The organism is Streptomyces abyssomicinicus, assembly GCF_008974245.1.
Taxonomy (GTDB): Bacteria; Actinomycetota; Actinomycetes; order Streptomycetales; family Streptomycetaceae; genus Streptomyces; species Streptomyces abyssomicinicus.
Genome location: NZ_BBZI01000007.1, coordinates 206,993 through 226,104 on the forward strand (window position 1 = coordinate 206,993; position 19,112 = coordinate 226,104).

Below are 19,112 nucleotides of genomic sequence, written 5' to 3' on the forward strand. Positions count from 1 at the left end.
GGCGCGGGAGGGGGGAGGAGTACACCACGCTGGTGGTCACCGACCCGAGTCCGCCGATCCGCCCGGACACCTCCTCCAGGTGCCGCATCGAGCGCGCGGTCACCTTCAGGACGAAGCAGTCGTCCCCCGTCACATGGTGCGCCTCCACGATCTCCGGAGTGGCGGCCACCAGGTCGTGGAACGGCTTGTAGTTCGACGTCGGGTACCGCAGCCGGACGAACGCCAGCACCGGCAGGCCCAGCCGCTCCGGATCGACGACCGCCGAGTAACCCCGGATCACCCCGGCCTCCTCCAGCCTGCGCACCCGCTCGGTGACGGCGCTGGGAGACATGGAGACGGCCCGGGCCAGCTCGGTGAAGCTCGCCCGGCCGTCCCGCTGCAGCACGTCGAGGATGCGCAGATCAGTGGCGTCCGGCGTGTACGCCGGGAGATGCGTGGTCATGGGCCGAGCATGCCGGGGATTCCCCGGCGTCACAACCGGAGCGCCGTGGATCGGCCGTTCAGGGCGGCGGCCGCGGCGCCTAGATTCTCCGGTGTCGGAAAGCCGCACCGGAAGGACCACCCCATGGCCAACGCATCGACCCCCGTCGACAACCCCGTGCTGCGCGTCGCGCCCGCCGCACCGGCCGAGGCCGCCGCCTACTTCTCGGCGAGCCTCGCCTTCCACGCGGACGTGTCCGACGTCGCGGCCGCCCTCGCCGCCGCCGGCCCCGGCGGCGACCCGGGCTTCGTGCTGGTCGACACCCGGTCCACCGAGTCGTGGGACCAGGGGCACGTGCCCGGCGCGCTGCACCTGCCCACCGCCCTCCTGCCGCAGCTGGCGGACCGCCTGCTGGATCCGGCGGTCCCGGTCGTCACCTACTGCTGGGGCCCCGGCTGCAACGGCGCCACCCGCGCCGCGCTGGCGCTGTCCCTTCGCGGGTACCGGGTCAAGGAGATGCTCGGCGGCTTCGAGTACTGGGTCCGTGAGGGCTTCGCCTACGAGACCGCCGAGGGCGGCGGGCGGCGGAGCCCCGACCCGCTCACCGCGCCCGTCGTCGAGGACGCCGACTGCGGCTGCTGAACAGGGTGGGCCGAGGAGCCGGCGCCCCGCCCGTCCACCCGCCGGTGGGCTGTGACGGGGGCGCCGGACCCCGTCACAGCCGGGAGAGCTCGTCGACCAGGTCGTCCAGTCCCAGCGAGCCCTGCGAGAGGGCGGCCATGTGCCAGGCCTTGGCGTCGAAGGCGTCGCCGTGCCGCGCACGGGCCTTCTCGCGGCCCAGCAGCCAGGCGCGCTCGCCCAGCTTGTAGCCGATGGCCTGGGCGGGCATCGACAGGTACCGCGTCAGCTCGCTCTCCACGAAGTCCGCGGGGCGGCTGCTGTGCGCACCGAAGAACTCCTGGGCCAGGCCGGGCGTCCACCGCTCACCCGGGTGGAAGGGCGAGTCCGCGGGGATCTCCAGCTCCAGGTGCATGCCGATGTCGACGATCACCCGCGCCGCGCGCATCATCTGCGCGTCCAGGTAGCCGAGCCGCTCCTCCGGGTCCGGCAGGTAGCCCAGCTCGTCCATCAGCCGCTCCGCGTACAGCGCCCAGCCCTCCATGTTGGCGCTGACACCGCCCACCGTGGCCTGGTAGCGGGAGAGGTCCTTGGCCACGTACGTCCACTGCGCGAGCTGGAGGTGGTGGCCGGGAACACCCTCGTGGTACCAGGTGGAGACCAGGTCGTAGACGGGGAACCGGGTCAGCCCCATGGTGGGCAGCCAGGTCCGGCCCGGCCGGGAGAAGTCCTCCGACGGGTTGGTGTAGTACGGGGCGGCGGCGCTGCCGGGCGGGGCGATGCAGGACTCCACCCGCTTCACCGGCTCGGCCAGCTCGAAGTGGGTGCCGTCCAGCTCGGCGACGGCACGGTCCATCAGCCCCTGGAGCCATTGGCGGACCTCGTCGACGCCCTCGATGTGCCGTCCGTGCTCGTCCAGGTGGGCCAGCGCCACCCACGGGGTGGCGGCCCCGGGCAGGATGCGCTCCGCCTCGGTCCGCATCTCCCCGAGCAGGCGGTGGTATTCGGCCCACCCGTACGCGTACGCCTCGTCGAGGTCCAGGTCGGTGCCGTTGAAGTAGCGGGCCCAGCGGGCGTACCGCTCACGGCCCACCGTGTCCGGGGCGCCGGCGACGGACGGCGCGTACACGTCCCGCATCCAGTCCCGCAGCTCCACCAGGGAAGCGGTGGCGCCACGGGCGGCCTCGTCCAGCTCGGCGCGCAGCTTCTGCGGACCGTCGGCCGCGAAGTCCTCGAACCAGCCGCGGCCGGTGCCGTGCGGGTCCGCCCACTCGGTGAGCTGGCCCACGAACGTCGCGGTGGGCCGCGGTCCGCCGTACAGCCCGCGCTCCAGACCCAGCGCCAGCGACTCCCGGTACCCGGCCAGCGCGGCCGGCACGGCGCGCAGCCGCTCCGCGAGCGCGGCCCAGTCCTCCTCCGTGTCCGCCGGGGTGACGGTGAAGACCTCACGGAGCGAGTGGACCGGACTGTGGATGTTGCTGACCGCCCGCAGACCCTCCTGCGCCTCGTGGACGGCGAGTTCGGCGGTCAGCCGCTCACGCAGCAGGCGGGCGCACCGCCGCTCGATGCCGGTGTCCGCGCCGGGCCGGCGCTCGGCCTCGTCGAGCCGGGCCAGGGTGTCCCGCTGGAGCGCGGCCAGGGCCTCCTGCCCGGCCGGAGAGGTGTCCGGCAGCCTGCTCGAACTCTCCTTGACGCCGAGGTAGGTGCCGGTGATCGGATCGAGGGCGACCAGGTCGTCGACATAGGCGTCGGCGACCTGGCGGGGCAGCGGGTTGTTGGTGTCTGACATGGGGGCCATCCTTTCCCAGGAGGAGGGCCCACGTCAGCACCGACCGGGCGTCCGGTGGTGACAGCGGCCGGAAAGCGCCCCCGCCGTCACCACCGCGTCGCCTCAACTCCCGTCCGCACGCCCCTGGTCGGACACCGCGCCGCACTGCGGCAGGGCAGCCGGAACGGGCTCCACCCGGGCGGTGATCACCAGGGTGCCCTCCTCGACCTGGTACTCCAGCGGCAGCTCGAGGCCGCGCATCGCCGCCAGCATCCCGGTGTTGGACGCCTGCGTCACCGCGTAGACGGCGCCGCAGCCGGCCTCGGCGGCCATCCGCACCAGCCGGTACAGCAGTTCACCGCCGATGCCGCGCCGCTGCCAGGCGTCCTCCACGAGCAGCGCGACCTCGGTCTCGTCGCCGTCCCACAGGAGGTGACCGAGCCCGACGACGTGACCGCGCGTGGTCTCCACCACCAGGGTGCGGCCGAAGTTGGGGCTGAGCAGGTGCCGCAGGTAGCGGTCGGCGTCGCCCACCGGGCCGTGGTACCGCCGCCGCAGGGTCTGCGGCGAGCAGCGGGTGTGGAGCGCCTTCGCCGCCTCCAGGTCACCCGGTCCGGCCCGGCGGACCGTGAAGTGGCCCGCGCCGGACACCGTCAGCAGGTCCTCCGAGACCGGGAGCCGCGGCCCGAGACGGCCGTCGAGCTCCACCAGGGCACGGGCCCGGGCGAACTCGGCCGGGGTGAAGGGCAGGTGGGGCCGGTCCACGGTGATCACGCCGCCGTCCGGGGTGGGCAGGCGCATCACGGTGCCGGAGTCCTCGTCGAGCTCCGCCGCCCCGGCCTGCTGCTCCCCGCTCCCGCCGCCCCGCCCGGGCGGAGCCTGGCGGATTGCGCAGCGGCCCAGCAACTGGCGCAGAGCGAGCGGAAGTTCGGCGGGGTCGAGGGCGGTGCGGGTGGCCAGGGTCACGGCGCGCGTCGGGGCGTCCACCAGGTCGTGGGCGTCGCCGCGCTCCGTCCAGACGTCCCAGCCGCCGGCCCGCTGCACCTCGGCGGCCAGCTCGGCGGCGGTCACCCCGCCGGGCGCGCGGAGCAGGAACTCGTCCACCACGCCGTCGGCCAGCGGGTGGGTCTGGAGGCTGACGATGTCCACGCCGAGCCCGGCGAGCCGGGCGCACAGCGCGGCCAGCGAGCCCGGCTCGTCGCGCACCGTGGCGCGCATCCGCCAGAGCGCCGAAGGCGCCCCGCCCGCCACCGCCAGGGGTTCGGGGCCGGGCCGCCCGGTCCGCCGCCCCCGGGAGGACGACGGCCGGGCGCCGGTATCGGTATCACCGGCCGGGGGCCTGGGTCCGTGGCGTCCGGTCCACCAGGCCTGGAATCCGGACGGGGCCAGACGCAGCCAGGACGGAGCCGGCCGGTCACTGTCTCGTTCACAGGTCACGCGCTTCATGGAAGACATGTTCTGATGCATGCCTCCACGGTGAGGGACCGGTGTTGCGTGATCACGAACGTTTTGTGACCCTCCGGTTAAGCGCAGTTCTGTCCGCTATGGGGGATCTCACACCGCGGATCCCTCGGGACGGGAACCGTCCGCCACGGCGGCCCGCAGCCGCCGCGCCTCGGCGACCAGACGCGAGGAGCCGCCGCGGCCGGCCACCGCGTCCAGACCGGCCACCTCACCGCCGGCCCCGGACCGCTCGACGCAGTCCGCGGCCACCGCCAGCAGCTCGCCCAAAGCACGGGCGTTCACCGGCTCGTCCGCCCCCAGCAGCGGCGGAAGCACGGCGCGCAGCACCGACCACACGGTCCGGCGGGCACCGCCGTCGGCCGCCGTGCGCAGGGCGTCCGCGAGGCGGCCCGGCACGACCACGTCGGACAGCACCAGCGCGGCCAGGTCCGCGCCCAGCGCCTCCGCGTCCAGCTCGCCGCCCGCCGCGAGCAGCAGCAGGGCGTCCACCGCCGCCAGACGGTCGCCGACGGTCCGGGAGCCGAGCCCGTAGGCCACCGACAGGCGAAGCGCCGGGCCCGCCACGCCCGCCGACTCCGCCAGCAGGGGCAGCAGCCGCACGTCGGCGGGGGAGTCCCGGAGGGTGCCGCGGGCGAACTCGTGCAGCATGCGCACGGCCACCAGCTCCCGGTGGCCCGGAAGCAGGGAGGGCCAGTACGGGGCGAGGCCGGCGCCGCGGGCCACGCAGTGGTACCGGTCGCACCGCTCCACCGCGCCGACCGGTGTGCCCAGGCCGCGGAACCCCCGCGGAAGGTCCTGGAGGTCCGGCATCCCGTCGTACTCCACCAGCAGCACGTGCTCCGCCTCGACCTGCCGCCCCGCCGGGAGGCCGGGGCCGCCGCGGTCCAGCCACTCGGCCAGCCGGGTGCCCGCCGTCGTGCCCAGCGCGCGGGCGCGCCCGGCCGCGGCCCCGCAGGCCACAAGGTCGCCGAGGCGGAGACGGAGCAGCGCCTGCGCGAAGTCGTTCTCCCCGACGCGGGCGTTCAGCCGCCGGTACTCCTCCAGCCGCCCGACGAGTTCGCCGGGCTCCAGCAGACCGTTGCCCCAGCTCGGGACCGAGAGCAGGAGCGGCTGCGGATCGGTGCGCATCCGGTAGGCCGCCTCCCACAACCGGGCCTGGAAGGCGCGCGTCAACTGCCCGTGCGCGCAGGAGTGCTCGGCCGCGCCGTTCACCGTCGCCGCGTGCAGCGCGGAGAGCTTCGGCACCTGGAACAGGGTCGCCAGGAGCAGGTCGACCGCGTGCGCGCGGGTGAACGGACCGGGGTGGTCGTGGCGGAAGTGGGCAGCGGCGCGCATGCCGTCGTAGGACGAGCGGCCACCCTGCCACCACCAGCGGGTGGCGGCCACCGGCCCGAGCGCCTCCAGCAGGGCCCCCCGGTCCCGGTGGGCCCACCGGACCAGGCCGTCCAGCGTCCGTTCGAAGGCCGGGACCTCCTCCCCGGGGAGGCCCTCGCCGGCCAGCAGGGCGCCGGTCTCCTCCGCGACCTCCTCGACGGTGGCCGGCGGGGGCGCGAGGCGTCGCGGGGCCGGCGTCGGCGGAAGGACCTCCTCGCAGGGCCCGGCCGGGCCCGCGTCCGCGTCGTCGACGCCCAGCGCCGACAACAGGCGGGCACGTGCCGGGGGAGGCAGCAGCCCGGCCCCGGCGGCCAGGGCCTCGCGGGCCGCCGCGCCGCCGGGCGGTGCGGGCAGACGCCGCTCCAGCAGGGCGAAGGCCCGGTCCCGCAGGGCGGTGTCCTCGTGACCGAGGACCGGGGCGAGCGAGGGCAGCACCGCGTCCGCCGCCCCGGGGTGCCGGGCCAGATGCCTGCCCAGCAGCGTGAGCTGCGCGCGGACCAGCTTCTTCTCCGGGCGGAACAGCACGGACGCGGACACCTCGGCGAGTGCGCTCCCGGTCAGCGCGCCGGCCGCCGCGAGCTCGCCGAGCACCGCCTGGGCGTACCCGGCCACGGTGGACGGGGCGTCCGCGGCCAGCGCCTGCCAGTCGGCCACGCGCTCACGCCGCTCCTCGGCGGTGAGGCCGAGCGCCGTCAGCAGACCCAGGAAGAACCGCAGGCTCGGTGGCGAGCCACCGCGCAGCAGCCGGGAGAGACAGCCGTCCAGCATCGCCCCGCGGGGCAGGGCCCCTTCGGAGGTGAGCGTGGTCAGGGCGTCGGTCCAGGCGTCGGCCGGCAGCATCCGGCCCATCTCCTCGACCTCGAACAGCGCCGCCACCAGAGGAACCAGGTGGGGGTCGCGCCGCAGCCGCTCGGTCAGTGTGCCGGACGGGCGCCACGCGCCCACGTGGAAGCTGCGGACCCACCCGGACACATACCCGTCGGTGACCGGCGGCGGGCAGCCGGCCAGCGTGACCAGCCCTGACAGCAGCTCGAACGGAACGACCTCCGCGGCGCCGTGTCCCGCCACGCGCCGCGCCACGTCGGCGAGCCAGGCGGGCTCCCGGCCCTCCAGCAGCCGCAGCAGCGTCAGGGGCGGCACGGCGCTCCCCGCCCCCCACCAGAGGTCCCGGGCGCTCAGCCACGAGGCGACCGCCGCGGCACCCGTCGGGCAGGCCACCCCTGCCACCAGGAGCGGCGGGTAGGCGGTCCTCGACGCGGCGGTCCAGCGGTCGCGGCGAAGTTCGGCGCGCAGCTCCCGCAACAGCGGTACGTGACGGCGGCGTTCGGACGCGGACATCCCCTCCAGCAGGTCCAGCGTCCGGACCGTGTCCCCGGCCCTCACCGCTTCGACGAGTCCGTTCCCCGTCGTCATCGGGTCCCCTCCCGGTTCAGCGCCGCGCGCAGCCGCCGGGCCTCCCGGACCGGCCGTGAGGAGCCCGGCCGGTCCGCGGTCCGGTCCAGGCAGGGCAGCGATCCGCCCGCGCCGCTCCGCTCGACGCAGTCCACGGCGACGGCCAGCAGGTCGCCCAGTCCGCGGGCCGCGTCCACCCCCTCGGCCAGCAGCGCCGGAACGGCGTGCCGGAGCAGCTCCCACACGGTGGCGTACGCGCCCGTGACGGCGGCCGTGCGCAGCGAGTCGGCGAGCCGGGTCGCCTTGACCGCGCCGAGCACGACCAGTTCCCCGAGGTCGGCGCCCAGCCGCCCGGCGTCGAGCTGCCCGCGCGCCGCAAGCACCAGCACGGCGTCCACCGCGGCCAGCCGGTCCTCGGGGTGACGGGAGCCGAGCCCGTACGCCACGCACAGGTGGGTGGCCGGCCCGGCCGGACCGCCGGCCTCGGCGAGCAGCGGCAGCACGGCCGCGCCGCGCCGCTGGTCCCCGACGGCCGCCGCGACCGCGTCGTGGACCACGCGCGCCGCGAGCAGCTCGCGGTCCTCCGGAAGCACCGAGAGCAGGTACGGACGGACGTCCTCCACGAGGTGGTGGCACCACAGCTGCCGGGCCTCGGCGAGCACCGGCCGCCCCAGGCGGGCGAAGTCGCGCGGGAAGTCGTGCTGCAGCGCGAAGCACTCGCCGAGCCCCGGCAGCACCCGCCCGTCCGCCGTGCGCCGCTCCGGTGCCGCGGGCAGGGGGTCCGCCGAGGTCAGCCACCGGGCCAGGCGCTCGCCCTCCTCGGTCCCGAGCGCCGTGGCGCGCGCGGCCGCGGCCTCGGCCGCGGGGCGGTCGCAGCGACGTACCCGCAGGATCGCCTGGGCGAAGTCGTCACCCAAGGGGCGGACCCGCGCGGCGGCGTAGGCCTCCAGCCGGTCCACCAGCTCCGCGGCATCGACGGCCCCGGTGCTCCAGGTGGGGGTGGAGAGGAGGAAGGGGGGAACGGGGCCGGTGCGCACCCGGTGGGCGATCTCGCGGACCCGTGCCTCGAACGCCCGGTACAGCGAGGCGTGTGCGCAGCGGCAGCTGCAGGAGTCGTTCTGCGTACCGGCCCACAGCACCTGCTCGGAGACCTGCTCCGCCAGTGCCGCGAGGACGAGTCCGACGAGGTGGCCGGCGTCGCGGTAGTGCGTCCCGGGACCGAAGAAACGCTCGGGCGCGCTCCAGGTGCCGGGCTCCGCTCCGTACCACGGGGCGCGTGCGAACACCGGAGCCAGCGCCTCCAGCAGCGCGGCCCGGTCCTGACGGGCGTGGCGGACCAGGCCGTCCAGCACGCGTTCGAAGGCGGCCACGTCCGCCTCGCGCGCGGCGAGCAACGCGCCCGTCTCCTCGGCCAGTTCGGCCACGGATACCGGTGCCGGGGCCAGGCGGCCGGGCTCCGGCGGCGGAGGCAGTGTCTCCTCGTACGCCTCCGGCTCCCGCTCACCGGCCTCCACACCCAGCGCCGCCCGTGCCCGTACGCGCAGCGCCGCGGACAACTGTTCTGCCGCGGCGACCAGTTCGTCCCGTACGCCGTCGTCCCTCAGCCCGCCCCCGTGCCGCTCCAGCAGCTTCACCGCGCGCTCCCGCGCGTCGGCGTCCGCCTGCCCGAAGGCAGGGGCGACGCCGGGCAGCAGCAGGTCCACGGCCTTCGGCCGCGCTGCCAGCACCTTGCCGAGCAGCACGAGCTGGGAGCGGACCAGCTTCTTCTCCGTCCGGAAGAGCACCGACGCCGACAGGTCGGCGAGCCGCCGGTCCGTCAGTTCGCCGGACAGGGCCATCTCGCCCAGCGCCGCCTGGGCGTAGGCAGCGACCGTGGGCATCGCGTCGGCGGCCAGCGCCAGCCAGTCCCCGGTCCGCGCCCGCCGTTCCTCCCCGGTCAGCTCCAGGGCCGCCAGCAGCCGCTGGAACACCCGCAGATCGGCGGTCGGCCCGCCCCGCAGCAGCCGTGCCACACAGCCGTCCACCATCTCCCGCCGCTCCAGCAGCCCCTCGGCGGTGATCCGCGTCAGCACGGAGACCCAGCTGTCGTCGTCGCCGGAGTAGAGGTTCGCCATGGCGCGGCCGGCGTCGGCCGTCCCGAACAGCCCGGCGGTGAGGGCCTTGAGGTGGCGGGTGTTCCGGATGCGCGCGTCGACGCTGTCCCGCCCCCGCCAGACGCCGTTGACGTGCTGGATCCAGGCGTGGACGTACGCGTCGGTGACCGGCGGCGGACAGTCCGCCAGGCGTACCAGCCCGTCCAGCAGCTCGTAGCCCACATCGGCGGAGACCGGCCGCGCGGCGACCCGGCGGGCCAGGTCGGCGAGCCACTGCGGGTCCCGGCCGCGCAACGCGTCGAGCAGGAGTCCCACCGGCGCCCCGGCCCACCGGAAGTCGGCGGCGGTCAGCCAGTCCGTGACCGCCCCCGCTCCGGTCCGGCAGGCCGCCCCGGCCAGCTGCAGCGCCGGGTAGGCCCGCCGCTGCTCGGTCCACGACTCCCGGCGGAGCTTCTTGCGCAGTTCCTGGAGCGCGGGGACCAGCGCCCGCCGTTCCCCCGGCGCCATGGCTCCGAGCAGGCCCGCCACGCGGCCGGTCGCGCCCTCGCGCACCGCCGTGAGGACCTCGTGCTCCGCCGCCGTCGTCGCCGTCACAGCCGCCGTCACAGCCGCTGTCGCCGTCGTCTGCGTCACAGCGTCCCCTCCCGTCGCGCCATCCGGACCGCCAGCGCGTGCTTGCAGGGGCCGCGCCCGCCCCGGTACTTCGCCCACCACAGGCAGGTGCACATCAACGCACCGTCCTCCTCGCGCACCCGGTGCCGGTGGCCGTCCTCGGCGGTGACCGTGGCGGTCGCGCCGTCCAGGGCGACGGCGCCCGCGGTGAGGAGGGCGTGGGCGTCCCGCAGCCGCGGGTTGTGGCGCTCCACACGGCCCGCGTCGTAGGGCAGCTCACGGTGGAAGTAGGCCGCCTCGGCCGGGTCGTAGCCCACCCGTCCGGAGGTGCCCAGCCGCACCAGCGCGGCGCGCACCCGCTCCGGGGTCAGTCCCGAGGAGGCGGCCAGGTCGGCGACGGTGATCCGCGGCTCCCACGCCAGCAGCACGGATATCAGCTCCGCGTCCTCGGCGGCGTCGCCGGAGGCCAGCGCGGCGAGGACCCCGCCCTCGCCGGAGAAACCCCGGGAGGCGTCCGGTGACAGCGTCAGGGTGAGCCGCATGCCCGGCAGCACCGCCTCCCAGGCACTCGCGGTCGCGTCGGTCCCGGACACGCCCGGTCCGTACACCCGCAGCGCGGTCGCGTGCCGCAGCACCCGCTGCAGGGCCGCGAGCCGCTCCGGCCCCGGCAGGCACACCGCGCCCGGCACGGGCCGGGTGGTCGGCCGCAGCCCCCGCCCGGCGGGCACCACCCAGGAGGCACCGCCCCGGCCCCCGCCACGGGGAAGGGAGCGCAGGAACCGGACCGCCTCCGCGGCCGGGAGCTCCGCCCGCAGCTCGAAACCCGCCGAGACCACCTGCGACTCGGCGAACCCCCGCAGCCAGCGGTCCGGGAGCGGAACCTTCTTCTCGACGACCGGCCCGTCCGTCGTGGTCACCGCCAACTCGTCGGGCCCCACCCGCAGGTGGACCGGGTCGAGCGTGCCCACCCGCGAAAGCGCCTCGCGCAGCGGGTTGTTGACGTCCACGTTGGTGGTGCCGTGCCCCACGTCCCCGCCGTCCAGGCCGCCGGAGAGGACGTCGAGCCGGGCGTACACGCCGCAGCAGCCGGAGAAGGACTCGAAACGGAGCCGGTCGCCGTTGCCGGTCACCACCGGGTCGAGCGAGGCCGCCAGCTGCGGCCGGTAGTAGCGTGCGGCCGCCACGTCGGCCACCGCCAGCAGTCCCGCGGCGGCCGCCTGCGGATGCGTGAGGAAGCCGGAGAAGAAGCTGGGGTGGTCCTGGACGCCCGTGGGCGTCGCGCCCCGGGAGGTCTCCAGTCCCAGGAGCCGTCCCTCCGCGGTGGATTCCAGCGCGGAGGGACGCGTGTAGGCCACGGCCTGCAGTGATCGCGTCATGGGAGGACCGTAGGACCGGCCACCGACAACGCCCGCCGCGACGAGGGCATTCGCCCTGCCGACCGCCGCGACGACGGCGTTCGCCCTGCCGGCCGCCGCGACGACGGCATTCGCCCTGCCGGGCCCCTACTGGCCGACCAGACCCGGCTGCAGGACCTTGGTGAAGAGCACCGTCCCGTCCTGCTCGCGCAGCCGGACCGTCATCTCCCCGCTGCCGCCGTCGATCTCCACCTCGCCGAAGAACTGGTACCCCTCGGCCGGGGAGACGTTGGAGGCGGTGGGCGCCTTCACGAAGACCCGCTCGGGGCCGAAGGTGCCGTCCAGGGAACTGGCAGGGAAGGCACCCGCGTTGAGGGGACCGGAGACGAACTCCCAGAACGGCTCGAAGTCGGTGAACGCGGCCCGCGACGGCCGGTAGTGCTGCGCCGAGGTGTGGTGGACGTCGGCCGTCAGCCAGACCGTGCCGGTGATCCGGCGGTGCTTGACGAACCGCAGCAGCTCCGCGATCTGCAGCTCGCGGCCCAGCGGGGCGCCGGGGTCGCCCTGGGCCACCGCCTCCACGTTGCGCGCGCCCTCGGTGGTGTCGGGTACCACCAGGCCCAGCGGCATGTCCGCCGCGATCACCTTCCACGTCGCCGTGGACCGGGACAACTCGCGCTTGAGCCAGTCCAGTTGCTCGCGGCCCAGGATGCCCTGCGGGTCGGTGGTCTGGTTACCCGGAGAGTTGGCGTTGCGGTAGGTGCGCATGTCGAGCACGAACACGTCGAGCAGCGGACCGTGGCGCACCACCCGGTACATCCGGCCCTCGCGCCGCCCGGCAGTCAGGGCGGAGACGGGGAAGTACTCGCCCATCGCCCGGCGGGCCCGCTCGGCCAGCACGTCGACGCGCTTCTCGGTGTAGCGGGCGTCCGTGTCGGCGATCACCTGGCCGGGGTACCAGTTGTTGCGCACCTCGTGGTCGTCCCACTGCACGATCGTCGGCACCCGCGCGTTGAAGCGGCGCAGGTTCTCGTCGAGCAGGTTGTAGCGGAAGGCGCCGCGGAACTCGGCGAGGGTCTCCGCGACCTTCGACTTCTCCTCGGTCACCACGTTCCGGTAGACCCGCCCGTCGGGCAGCGCGGCGGTGGCGGCGATGGGGCCGTCGGCGTAGACGCTGTCGCCGCTCAGCAGGAAGAAGTCCGGGTCCAGCCGGGCCATCGCGTCGTAGATCCGGTAGCCGCCGAGGTCCGGGTTGATGCCCCAGCCCTGCCCCGCGAGGTCGCCCGACCACAGGAACCGGACCCCGTCCCGGCGGCGGACGGCGGCGGTGCGGAAGGTGCCGGTGACCGGCTCGCCGGTGCGGCGCGGGTCGTCCGGGTCGGCCAGCACCACCCGGTAGTGGATCTGCTCCCCGGCGGGCAGCCCGCGCAGGCGCGTGGTGCCGGTGAAGTCGGTGCCCTCGCCGAGCAGCGGACCCGGAACCCGGCGGACCCTGCGGAACGACTCGGTCGGCGACACCTCGACGACCATGCGGGCCGGGCGGTCCGAACGGACCCACACCAGGCCCGAGTCGGAGGTGACGTCACCGGCCTGGACGCCCCACCCGGCGCGGGGGCGCCCGGAACGGGCGAACGCCGGCGCGGCGAGGCCCGGAGCCAGGGGCAGCGCGAGGGCCGCCGGGACGGCGAGGGAGCCCCGCAGCACGCTGCGGCGGGCCGGGACGGACGGCTGGTCGGACATGACGGCGCCTCCAGAACAGCAGGGGACAGGACGGGCCGGGAACGGAGCCCGGCCGGTGTGCGCAGTCACACCTACTCCCGTCGCGCGGCCCGCACGGAAACCGGAGGTGAACAACGCGCTCCCCGGTCACCCGGCCGGAGGGGCACCCGGCCCGGAGGAGGCACCGGGCCCGGAGGAGGCACCGGGCCCGGAGGAGGCACCGGGCCCGGAGGAGGCACCCTGCCCGGAGGAGGCACCCGTCCCCGGAGGGGTCAGCCGCCCGCGGCCCCGCCGCTGCCGTCCCGCAGCACCCGCACCACCAGCGCCGGGTCGTCGTTCATGGGCACATGTCCGCAGCCCCGCAGCCGCACCAGACGGGCCCGGGGGATGACGCGCTTGGCGCGGACGCCCTGACGGGGCAGGAGCAGCCGGTCCCGGTCGCCCCAGGCCACCGTCACCGGGACGTCCGGCAGGTCCTCGGTGAAGGTCAGCCCGGCGCCCGCCCGCAGGGTCCGCACGAACCCCGGGGCGTGCCGGAGCGCCAGCGTCTCGGCGACCACCGCCTCGGGCGTGCGACGGCCGGGCCGCGCGTAGATGGTGCCGGTCAGCGCCGCCCGTCCCGCCGCCGACCGGGCCAGCCGCCGGACCACCGGGACCGGGAGCCGCAGTGCCCCCACGCGCATCACCCGCAGCACCGAGGCGGCGTAACGCCACTCGCCCGGCGACCAGAACCCGCCCGGCGAGAGCGCGGTCACCGTGCGGGCCAGCCCGCGCCGGCCCAGCTCCAGGGCCAGCAGCCCGCCCAGTGAATTGCCCGCCACGTGCGGCCGCTCGACGCCCAGCGCCTCACAGAGGCCGCCCAGCACCGCCGTGACCGTCGGAAGGTCGTACTCCAGCCCTTCCGGGAGCGCGGGAGAGGCCCCGAAACCGGGAAGGTCCACGGCGATCACCTCCCGGTCCGCCGCCAGGATCCGGCTCACCGGGTCCCAGGCCTGGAGATGGTGACCGATGCCGTGCAGCAGCAGGAGCGGTTCACCGGCGCCCTGCCGTTCGTAGGAGACGGTCACGGTCCTCGGCCCGTCGGGGGAGGGGACCTCGAAGGAGACGGTGTCGGTCATCGGGCTGCTCCTCGTCGGAGGGTGTCGGGGGTGCCGTGGTGCGGCGGGCGGCCGGAGGCGGACCGGACGCGGTTGACAGTTTGTCAGTAATGGTTTCCCACGGGTAGGGGGTTCCGCAGCAGGTGGCCGGCATCGCCAACCACCTTGCAGCGCAAGCCGATTGGGATGGAACAATGGCGCGGTGACCACCGACTCCGCCGCCGAGGCCGCAGCCCGCGAGTTCGAGGAGCACCGGGGCCTGCTCACCGGTGTCGCCTACCGGATGCTGGGCCGGGTCTCCGACGCGGAGGACGTGGTGCAGGACGCCTGGCTGCGCTGGGAGGGCGCCGACCGCTCCGTGGTGCGCGAGCCGCGTGCCTATCTGGTCCGGGTGGTCACCCGGCTCGCCGTCGACCGGCTGCGCCAGATCAAGGCGCGCAACGAGTCCTACGTCGGCCCATGGCTCCCGGAGCCCTACGTCACCGACTTCGGCGCGTTCGCGCCCGAGCCGGCGGACACCGCCAGGAGGGCCGAGCTCGCCGACTCGGTCTCCTTCGCCGTGCTGGTCCTCCTGGAGACGCTCTCGCCCCTGGAGCGCGCGGTCTTCGTGCTGCGTGAGGCGTTCGGCCATCCCCACGCGGAGATCGCCGCCATGCTCGGCCGCGAGGAGCCGGCCGTGCGCCGGATGGCCGTCCGGGCCCGCCGCCACGTGGAGGAGGGCCGCCCCCGCTACCAGGCCGGACCCAGGGAGCGCCGGGACCTCACCGAACGGTTCCTCGCCGCCGCGGCCGGAGGAGATCTGGAGCGCCTGCTCGAAGTCCTCGCACCCGACGTCCGTCTGGTGGCCGACACGGGCGGCAGGGCCAAGGCCCCCCTGCGCGAGCTGTTCTCGGCCGCCAAGGTGGCCCGCTTCCTGCACGGCATCAGGAACCGGGCCACCACCGGATGGACGTACCGGCCGGTCGAGGTCAACGGCGGCCCCGCCTACCTCGTCCTGGAGGACGGCGTGCCGCAGACCCTGGTCCAGGCCGAGGTCGCCGACGGCCTGGTCCGCACGGTCTTCCTGGTGCGCAACCCCGACAAGCTGCGGGCGCTGGCCGCGCCGCGGGACTGATCGCCGGAGTCCGGCCGCCTTCCTTCACGAACATCGTGTGAACGGTGTGCGGCGTACCCTGCCCGTTTTCTCCCCAAGTCCCAGGATTGGTCTTGACCAGGATGTGGGGGCGTCCTATCGTCGCAGGAAAGTTCAACAACCTTTAATAAACAAGGGCGTCAAAAGCGTCGCCGGCCACGCGCACCGTGGAGGACAGGGTGGGGACCACGCAGCTGGAATCGGTGTCGGAGCCGAAGTACTGGCACCTGAGGACGGTGCTGAGCCAGGCACTGGACTCCGAGTTCTCGGTGGGCGAGGTGCTGCCCAACGAGCGGGAGCTCGCCGCCCGCTTCGGCGTCGCCAGGGCGACGCTCCGGCAGGCTCTGGAACAGCTCGAACTGGAAGGACGGCTCCAGCGCCGCCGGGGGGTCGGCACGACCGTGGCGCCGCCCCGGGTGGGGGTGGCCGTCGAGACCGAGCGGCCGCTGTGGCCGGGAGCTCCGGGGGACGCCTGGCAGCCGGCCGACTGCGGGCAGGCCGCCGCCCCCGCCTCCGTCGCCGCCACGCTGGGTGCCGCGGACGGCGAGAACGTGCACGTCCTGCGGCGCTCGCTGACGGCGCACGGGCAGATCGTGGCCGCCGAACTCCTCTACGTCCCGGCCGCCTCGGTGCCCGCGCTCACGGCCATCGACGCGCCCGCCGGCCCGGCGCGGGCCCGCTCGGTGCTGCGCGAACTCCAGCGGCTGACGCTGGACGGCCAGGACCGCGCCGTCGAGCTCGGCACGGCCCGCGCGGAGGACGCCAAGGACCTCGACCGGCTTCCCGGAGCCCCGGTGCTGATGGTCACCACCCGGTTCTTCGCCGAGGGCCGGACCGCCGCGCTGTCGGTGGCCACCTACCGGGCGGACACCTGCCGGCTCACCTTCGGCGCCTCCGGGGACGTGCACATCGTCCACGAGACGGAGCGGCGGGTCTCCTGACCCGTCCGCGCCGCCGCCCGCACCGGCGCCCGCACCGGCGCCCGCGCCGGCGGGGCGCCGCTCGCCGTGGCGCCCCGCCGGCCGGAGGCGTCAGCGTGCGGTCGCCGTGCCGTCCACCGCGAAGAGCTGCTCCTCGACGTGGTCCAGGGCCAGCCGCAGCGCCCCCGTGGCGACGGCCGCCTCGCCGAGCACGGAGAGCGTCACCCGCGGCGGGCGCAGGCAGTAGCGGGACAGCTCCTGACGGAGCGGTTCCAGCACGTCGTCCAGCCCGGCCGCCCAGCCGCCGACCACGACCAGCTCCGGGTCCATCGCCAGCACCAGCGCCGCCACGTCGTGCACCAGCCGCTGGATGAACCGCTCCACCGCGGCCCGGGACCGGGTGTCGCCGTCCCGGGCCTGCTGGAACACCTGGGCCACCGCCTGCTCGTCCAGCGGGCGCAACGGCTCGTCCTCGGTGGACAGCAGGCTCTCCGGCGTCTTCTCCCGGCCCAGCAGGTGCAGTGCCCCGATCTCTCCCGCCGCCCCGCCGAAACCGCGGTGCAGCCGGCCGCCGATCAATGAGCCGGCACCGGGGCTGAGGCCCGCCAGCACGAAGACCACGTCGTCCGAGTCGACGGCGGCGCCCTTCCAGTGCTCGGCGACGGCGGCGGCGTTGGCGTCGTTCTCGACCAGCACGGGGCACTTGAAGGAGCGGCTGAGCCGCTCGCCGAGCCGCAGCCCCGTCCATTCGGGCAGCGCCGTGCCCAGACGCACCGTGCCGTCCGCCTCGACGATGCCGGGCGTCCCGACGCCCACCGCCCGCAGTGAGCCGCGCGACACCCCAGCACGGCGCAGCAGTTCGCCGACGACCGAGCGCAGCCGCTCGATCCGGTCGTCCGCCGGGGCGGTCTCCTCGACCTCCCTGCTGACGCTGTCCACGACGCGCCCGTCGAGGTCGGCGAGGAGCGCGGTCACCCGGTGGGCGCCGATCTCCAGCCCCAGCAGGTGGCCCGCCTCGGCGCGGAACCGGAAGCGGCGGGCCGGGCGGCCCTGGCGGCGGGCCGCACTCTCGTCGGGGGCGGCCTCCGTCACCAGGCCCGCCTGGATCAGCCCCTCCACCACGCCCTCCACCGTGGGACGGGACAGGCCGGTCACGTGTGTGATCTCGGTCAGCGTCGCGCAGTCGACCGCGCGCAGCGCTTGCAGTACCACGGCGGAGTTGATCCGTCGCAGCAACGAAGGGTCACCGCCGGTCAGGCGTCCCACGGGTCCGTCCTCCCAGCTCGCGGGGGTGTTGGGCGGATGTTACTCGGCGTTCCGGATCCCGGCGAGAGTGGGGATCCGGTTACCCCCTGTTCTGACGGAGCGCCAGTTGTCGGTGGCGGCGGGTTTACTGGAGCGCATGAGCATCGCACGTCATCTCGCCGTGATCGAACGGATGTGCGGTCTGGACCTGTCGGCGGAGGAGCCGGAGGGCCGGGACCGGCGCGCCGGCACGGGCTGGTGCGGGCCCGGATGGCAGGGGGCCGAGCTCCGGCGGAGCGAGGGCCTCTGGGAGGACCGGTCGCTGGAGGGTGAGGCGGCCGAGCAGTTCGAGTGCGACCGGGAGGCGCTGGCCGAGCGGCTGACGGAGCGGTGGGGCGAGCCGCAGCGGGTGGGTCTGCTCGGCGCGTTCGTCCGTTCCGTGGAGGGGGAGGAGATACCCGACCCCTGGGGGTGGCTCTGCCAGGACCTGCCGGACGTCCACCTCTGGCGGGCGGACGACCGCTGGCTCGCCCTCGGGGTCTCCCACCAGGGCCGCGAACTGCCGTTCGCGCTCCTCGCGGTGGTCACCTCCGAGGACCCGCCCTAGGGCGGACGCCCGGTGGTGACCGGGAGGTGCCGCCCCGCCTCCGGGCCGGGTGGTCCCGGCCGCCTGACCGTCGGGCGGTGCGTCAGACCACGGCGAGCCGGTCCACCAGCAGCTCCACCCTGCGCGCGGTGTCCTCCGGCGGGAGTCTGCGCGCCCGGGTCAGGGTGGCCAGTCCGTGCAGCGCGGCCCAGAACGTCTCGGTGAACAGCGCCGGGTGGACACCGTCCCCGGCGACCTCGCCGAGGCACTCCAGCAGGGCCGCGAAGGCGTCCTTCAGCGGCTCGGGGGTGTCCTCGTGCGCGAACGCCAGGCCGCCGTCGAGCCGGAACATGGCGTCGTAGACCGCCGGGTTGTGTTCGGCGAAGCCGAGGTAGGCGCGGGCGAGGGCGGTGACCCGGTCGCGGGGGCCGTCCGCGGCCGAGGTCGCGGCCCGCAGCGCCACCGCCATCTCGGCGGCCCCCTCGAGGGCGACGGCGCCGATGATCTCCCGCTTGCCGCGGAAGTGGCTGTAGAGGACGGGCTGGCTGTATTCGATGCGCTCGGCGAGCCGGCGCGTGGTGACCGCGTCCCAGCCCTGCCGCTCGGCGAGTTCGCGGGCCGTGGCCACGATGAGGCGCTCGCGGCCGGCCCGTTCGCGTTCCTTGCGTTCCTGTACCGACATGACCCGATCCTAGCAGCGCTAGACAATCGAGCGGCAGTAGGTCTAGCGTTGCCCCATCATCTAGCACCGCTAGATTCATGGAGGGGTCGTCATGCTCAACGCACTCGAGGTGTTCACCACCGTGACCGTCGGCCTGATGGTGGGGGTGGAGTTCTCCGTCGCCTTCGTCGTCAACCGGATCCTCGGCGCGCTTCCCGAGGACGCCGGCCTGCTCGGCCGCGCCCACGGGGGCCGGATGCTCGGCGCCCTGATGCCGGTCTGGTACTTCACCTCGCTCGTCCTCACCGCGGTCTGGGCCGTCGCCGGACGGCACCGCCCCGGCGCCGGCCTCGTCGTCGTCGCCGCCGCGCTGCTGATCCTCAGCGTGATCATGTCGGTCCTGCTGCTCGTCCCGATCAACAACCGGGGCAAGACCTGGACGCCCGAGAACCGGCCCGAGGACTGGAGGGAGCAGCAGAACCGCTGGGACCGTCGGCACCACGCCCGGGTCGCCGTCATCATCGGCGCCTTCACCCTGCTGGTCGCCGCCCTCGCCTGAGCCCGCGGGCCGGCGCCGCGCCGGCGGCGTCGGCCCACGCCCTCGGTTCCAGCTCATGGCCCAAGGTCATGGCCCACGCTCACGGCCGTGGCCCCC

At 75.3% G+C, this 19,112-nt stretch carries 15 protein-coding genes; 5 read left to right on the plus strand and 10 right to left on the minus strand.

What is annotated here, in order from left to right:
- Positions 1 to 442, minus strand: a 442-nt coding sequence (locus GBN72_RS14420) for an Lrp/AsnC family transcriptional regulator (RefSeq protein WP_151772641.1), incomplete at its 3' end; no start/stop codon positions are given.
- A gap of 123 nt (positions 443 to 565) precedes the next feature.
- On the opposite strand from GBN72_RS14420, the gene GBN72_RS14425 reads away from it, so the two are divergent.
- On the plus strand, positions 566 to 1,063 hold the full coding sequence (locus GBN72_RS14425; RefSeq protein ID WP_151772199.1) for a rhodanese-like domain-containing protein: 498 nt from the start codon (positions 566 to 568) through the stop codon (positions 1,061 to 1,063).
- 73 nt (positions 1,064 to 1,136) lie between these two features.
- Here GBN72_RS14425 and GBN72_RS14430 read toward each other — a convergent pair whose 3' ends face one another.
- From GBN72_RS14430 to GBN72_RS14460, 7 genes are all read right to left on the minus strand, one after another.
- Positions 1,137 to 2,828, minus strand: coding sequence for a DUF885 domain-containing protein (locus GBN72_RS14430; protein WP_151772200.1), 1,692 nt, complete (start codon positions 2,826 to 2,828; stop codon positions 1,137 to 1,139).
- 102 nt (positions 2,829 to 2,930) lie between these two features.
- On the minus strand, positions 2,931 to 4,253 hold the full coding sequence (locus GBN72_RS14435; RefSeq protein WP_151772201.1) for a GNAT family N-acetyltransferase: 1,323 nt from the start codon (positions 4,251 to 4,253) through the stop codon (positions 2,931 to 2,933).
- A 108-nt stretch (positions 4,254 to 4,361) separates the two neighbouring features.
- Positions 4,362 to 7,058: a DUF6493 family protein gene (locus GBN72_RS14440; RefSeq protein ID WP_151772202.1), complete on the minus strand. Its 2,697-nt coding sequence runs from the start codon at positions 7,056 to 7,058 to the stop codon at positions 4,362 to 4,364.
- Entirely contained in the window at positions 7,055 to 9,763 is a 2,709-nt protein-coding gene (locus tag GBN72_RS14445; protein ID WP_151772203.1) for a DUF7824 domain-containing protein, read from the minus strand. The genes GBN72_RS14440 and GBN72_RS14445 overlap by 4 nt, the downstream gene beginning before the upstream one ends.
- Complete coding sequence (locus GBN72_RS14450) at positions 9,760 to 11,118, minus strand: SWIM zinc finger family protein (RefSeq protein ID WP_151772204.1); 1,359 nt, start codon at positions 11,116 to 11,118, stop codon at positions 9,760 to 9,762. The genes GBN72_RS14445 and GBN72_RS14450 overlap by 4 nt, the downstream gene beginning before the upstream one ends.
- 126 nt (positions 11,119 to 11,244) lie before the next feature.
- Positions 11,245 to 12,837 carry an alkaline phosphatase D family protein gene (locus tag GBN72_RS14455; protein ID WP_151772205.1) on the minus strand — a complete coding sequence of 531 codons (1,593 nt, stop codon included), beginning with the start codon at positions 12,835 to 12,837 and terminating at the stop codon, positions 11,245 to 11,247.
- 251 nt (positions 12,838 to 13,088) lie between these two features.
- Complete coding sequence (locus tag GBN72_RS14460) at positions 13,089 to 13,934, minus strand: alpha/beta fold hydrolase (protein ID WP_151772206.1); 846 nt, start codon at positions 13,932 to 13,934, stop codon at positions 13,089 to 13,091.
- Between the two features lie 181 nt (positions 13,935 to 14,115).
- On the opposite strand from GBN72_RS14460, the gene sigJ reads away from it, so the two are divergent.
- Positions 14,116 to 15,027: an RNA polymerase sigma factor SigJ gene (sigJ, locus tag GBN72_RS14465; RefSeq protein ID WP_151772207.1), complete on the plus strand. Its 912-nt coding sequence runs from the start codon at positions 14,116 to 14,118 to the stop codon at positions 15,025 to 15,027.
- A gap of 197 nt (positions 15,028 to 15,224) precedes the next feature.
- A complete protein-coding gene (locus GBN72_RS14470) occupies positions 15,225 to 15,986 on the plus strand; it encodes a GntR family transcriptional regulator (protein ID WP_151772208.1) in 762 nt (253 codons plus the stop codon).
- A gap of 90 nt (positions 15,987 to 16,076) precedes the next feature.
- Here the strand turns inward: GBN72_RS14470 and GBN72_RS14475 are convergent, their stop codons facing one another.
- Entirely contained in the window at positions 16,077 to 17,231 is a 1,155-nt protein-coding gene (locus tag GBN72_RS14475) for an ROK family protein (RefSeq protein ID WP_151772209.1), read from the minus strand.
- 136 nt (positions 17,232 to 17,367) lie between these two features.
- Here GBN72_RS14475 and GBN72_RS14480 point away from each other — a divergent pair, with 136 nt between their 5' ends.
- Positions 17,368 to 17,817, plus strand: a complete 450-nt coding sequence (locus GBN72_RS14480; protein ID WP_151772210.1) for a hypothetical protein — start codon at positions 17,368 to 17,370, stop codon at positions 17,815 to 17,817.
- Between the two features lie 82 nt (positions 17,818 to 17,899).
- Here the strand turns inward: GBN72_RS14480 and GBN72_RS14485 are convergent, their stop codons facing one another.
- Complete coding sequence (locus GBN72_RS14485; protein ID WP_151772211.1) at positions 17,900 to 18,478, minus strand: TetR/AcrR family transcriptional regulator; 579 nt, start codon at positions 18,476 to 18,478, stop codon at positions 17,900 to 17,902.
- A gap of 91 nt (positions 18,479 to 18,569) precedes the next feature.
- Between GBN72_RS14485 and GBN72_RS14490 the strand changes: the two genes are divergently transcribed.
- A complete protein-coding gene (locus tag GBN72_RS14490) occupies positions 18,570 to 19,016 on the plus strand; it encodes an anthrone oxygenase family protein (RefSeq protein WP_151772212.1) in 447 nt (148 codons plus the stop codon).
- Positions 19,017 to 19,112: the final 96 nt, after the last annotated feature.

Coding starts and splice junctions, on each gene's coding strand:
- GBN72_RS14425 (WP_151772199.1), top strand. CDS start 566: ATGGCCAACGCATCGACCCCCGTCGACAACCCCGTGCTGCGCGTCGCG.
- GBN72_RS14430 (WP_151772200.1), bottom strand. CDS start 2,828: ATGTCAGACACCAACAACCCGCTGCCCCGCCAGGTCGCCGACGCCTAT.
- GBN72_RS14435 (WP_151772201.1), bottom strand. CDS start 4,253: ATGAAGCGCGTGACCTGTGAACGAGACAGTGACCGGCCGGCTCCGTCC.
- GBN72_RS14440 (WP_151772202.1), bottom strand. CDS start 7,058: ATGACGACGGGGAACGGACTCGTCGAAGCGGTGAGGGCCGGGGACACG.
- GBN72_RS14450 (WP_151772204.1), bottom strand. CDS start 11,118: ATGACGCGATCACTGCAGGCCGTGGCCTACACGCGTCCCTCCGCGCTG.
- GBN72_RS14455 (WP_151772205.1), bottom strand. CDS start 12,837: ATGTCCGACCAGCCGTCCGTCCCGGCCCGCCGCAGCGTGCTGCGGGGC.
- GBN72_RS14460 (WP_151772206.1), bottom strand. CDS start 13,934: ATGACCGACACCGTCTCCTTCGAGGTCCCCTCCCCCGACGGGCCGAGG.
- GBN72_RS14480 (WP_151772210.1), top strand. CDS start 17,368: ATGAGCATCGCACGTCATCTCGCCGTGATCGAACGGATGTGCGGTCTG.
- GBN72_RS14485 (WP_151772211.1), bottom strand. CDS start 18,478: ATGTCGGTACAGGAACGCAAGGAACGCGAACGGGCCGGCCGCGAGCGC.
- GBN72_RS14490 (WP_151772212.1), top strand. CDS start 18,570: ATGCTCAACGCACTCGAGGTGTTCACCACCGTGACCGTCGGCCTGATG.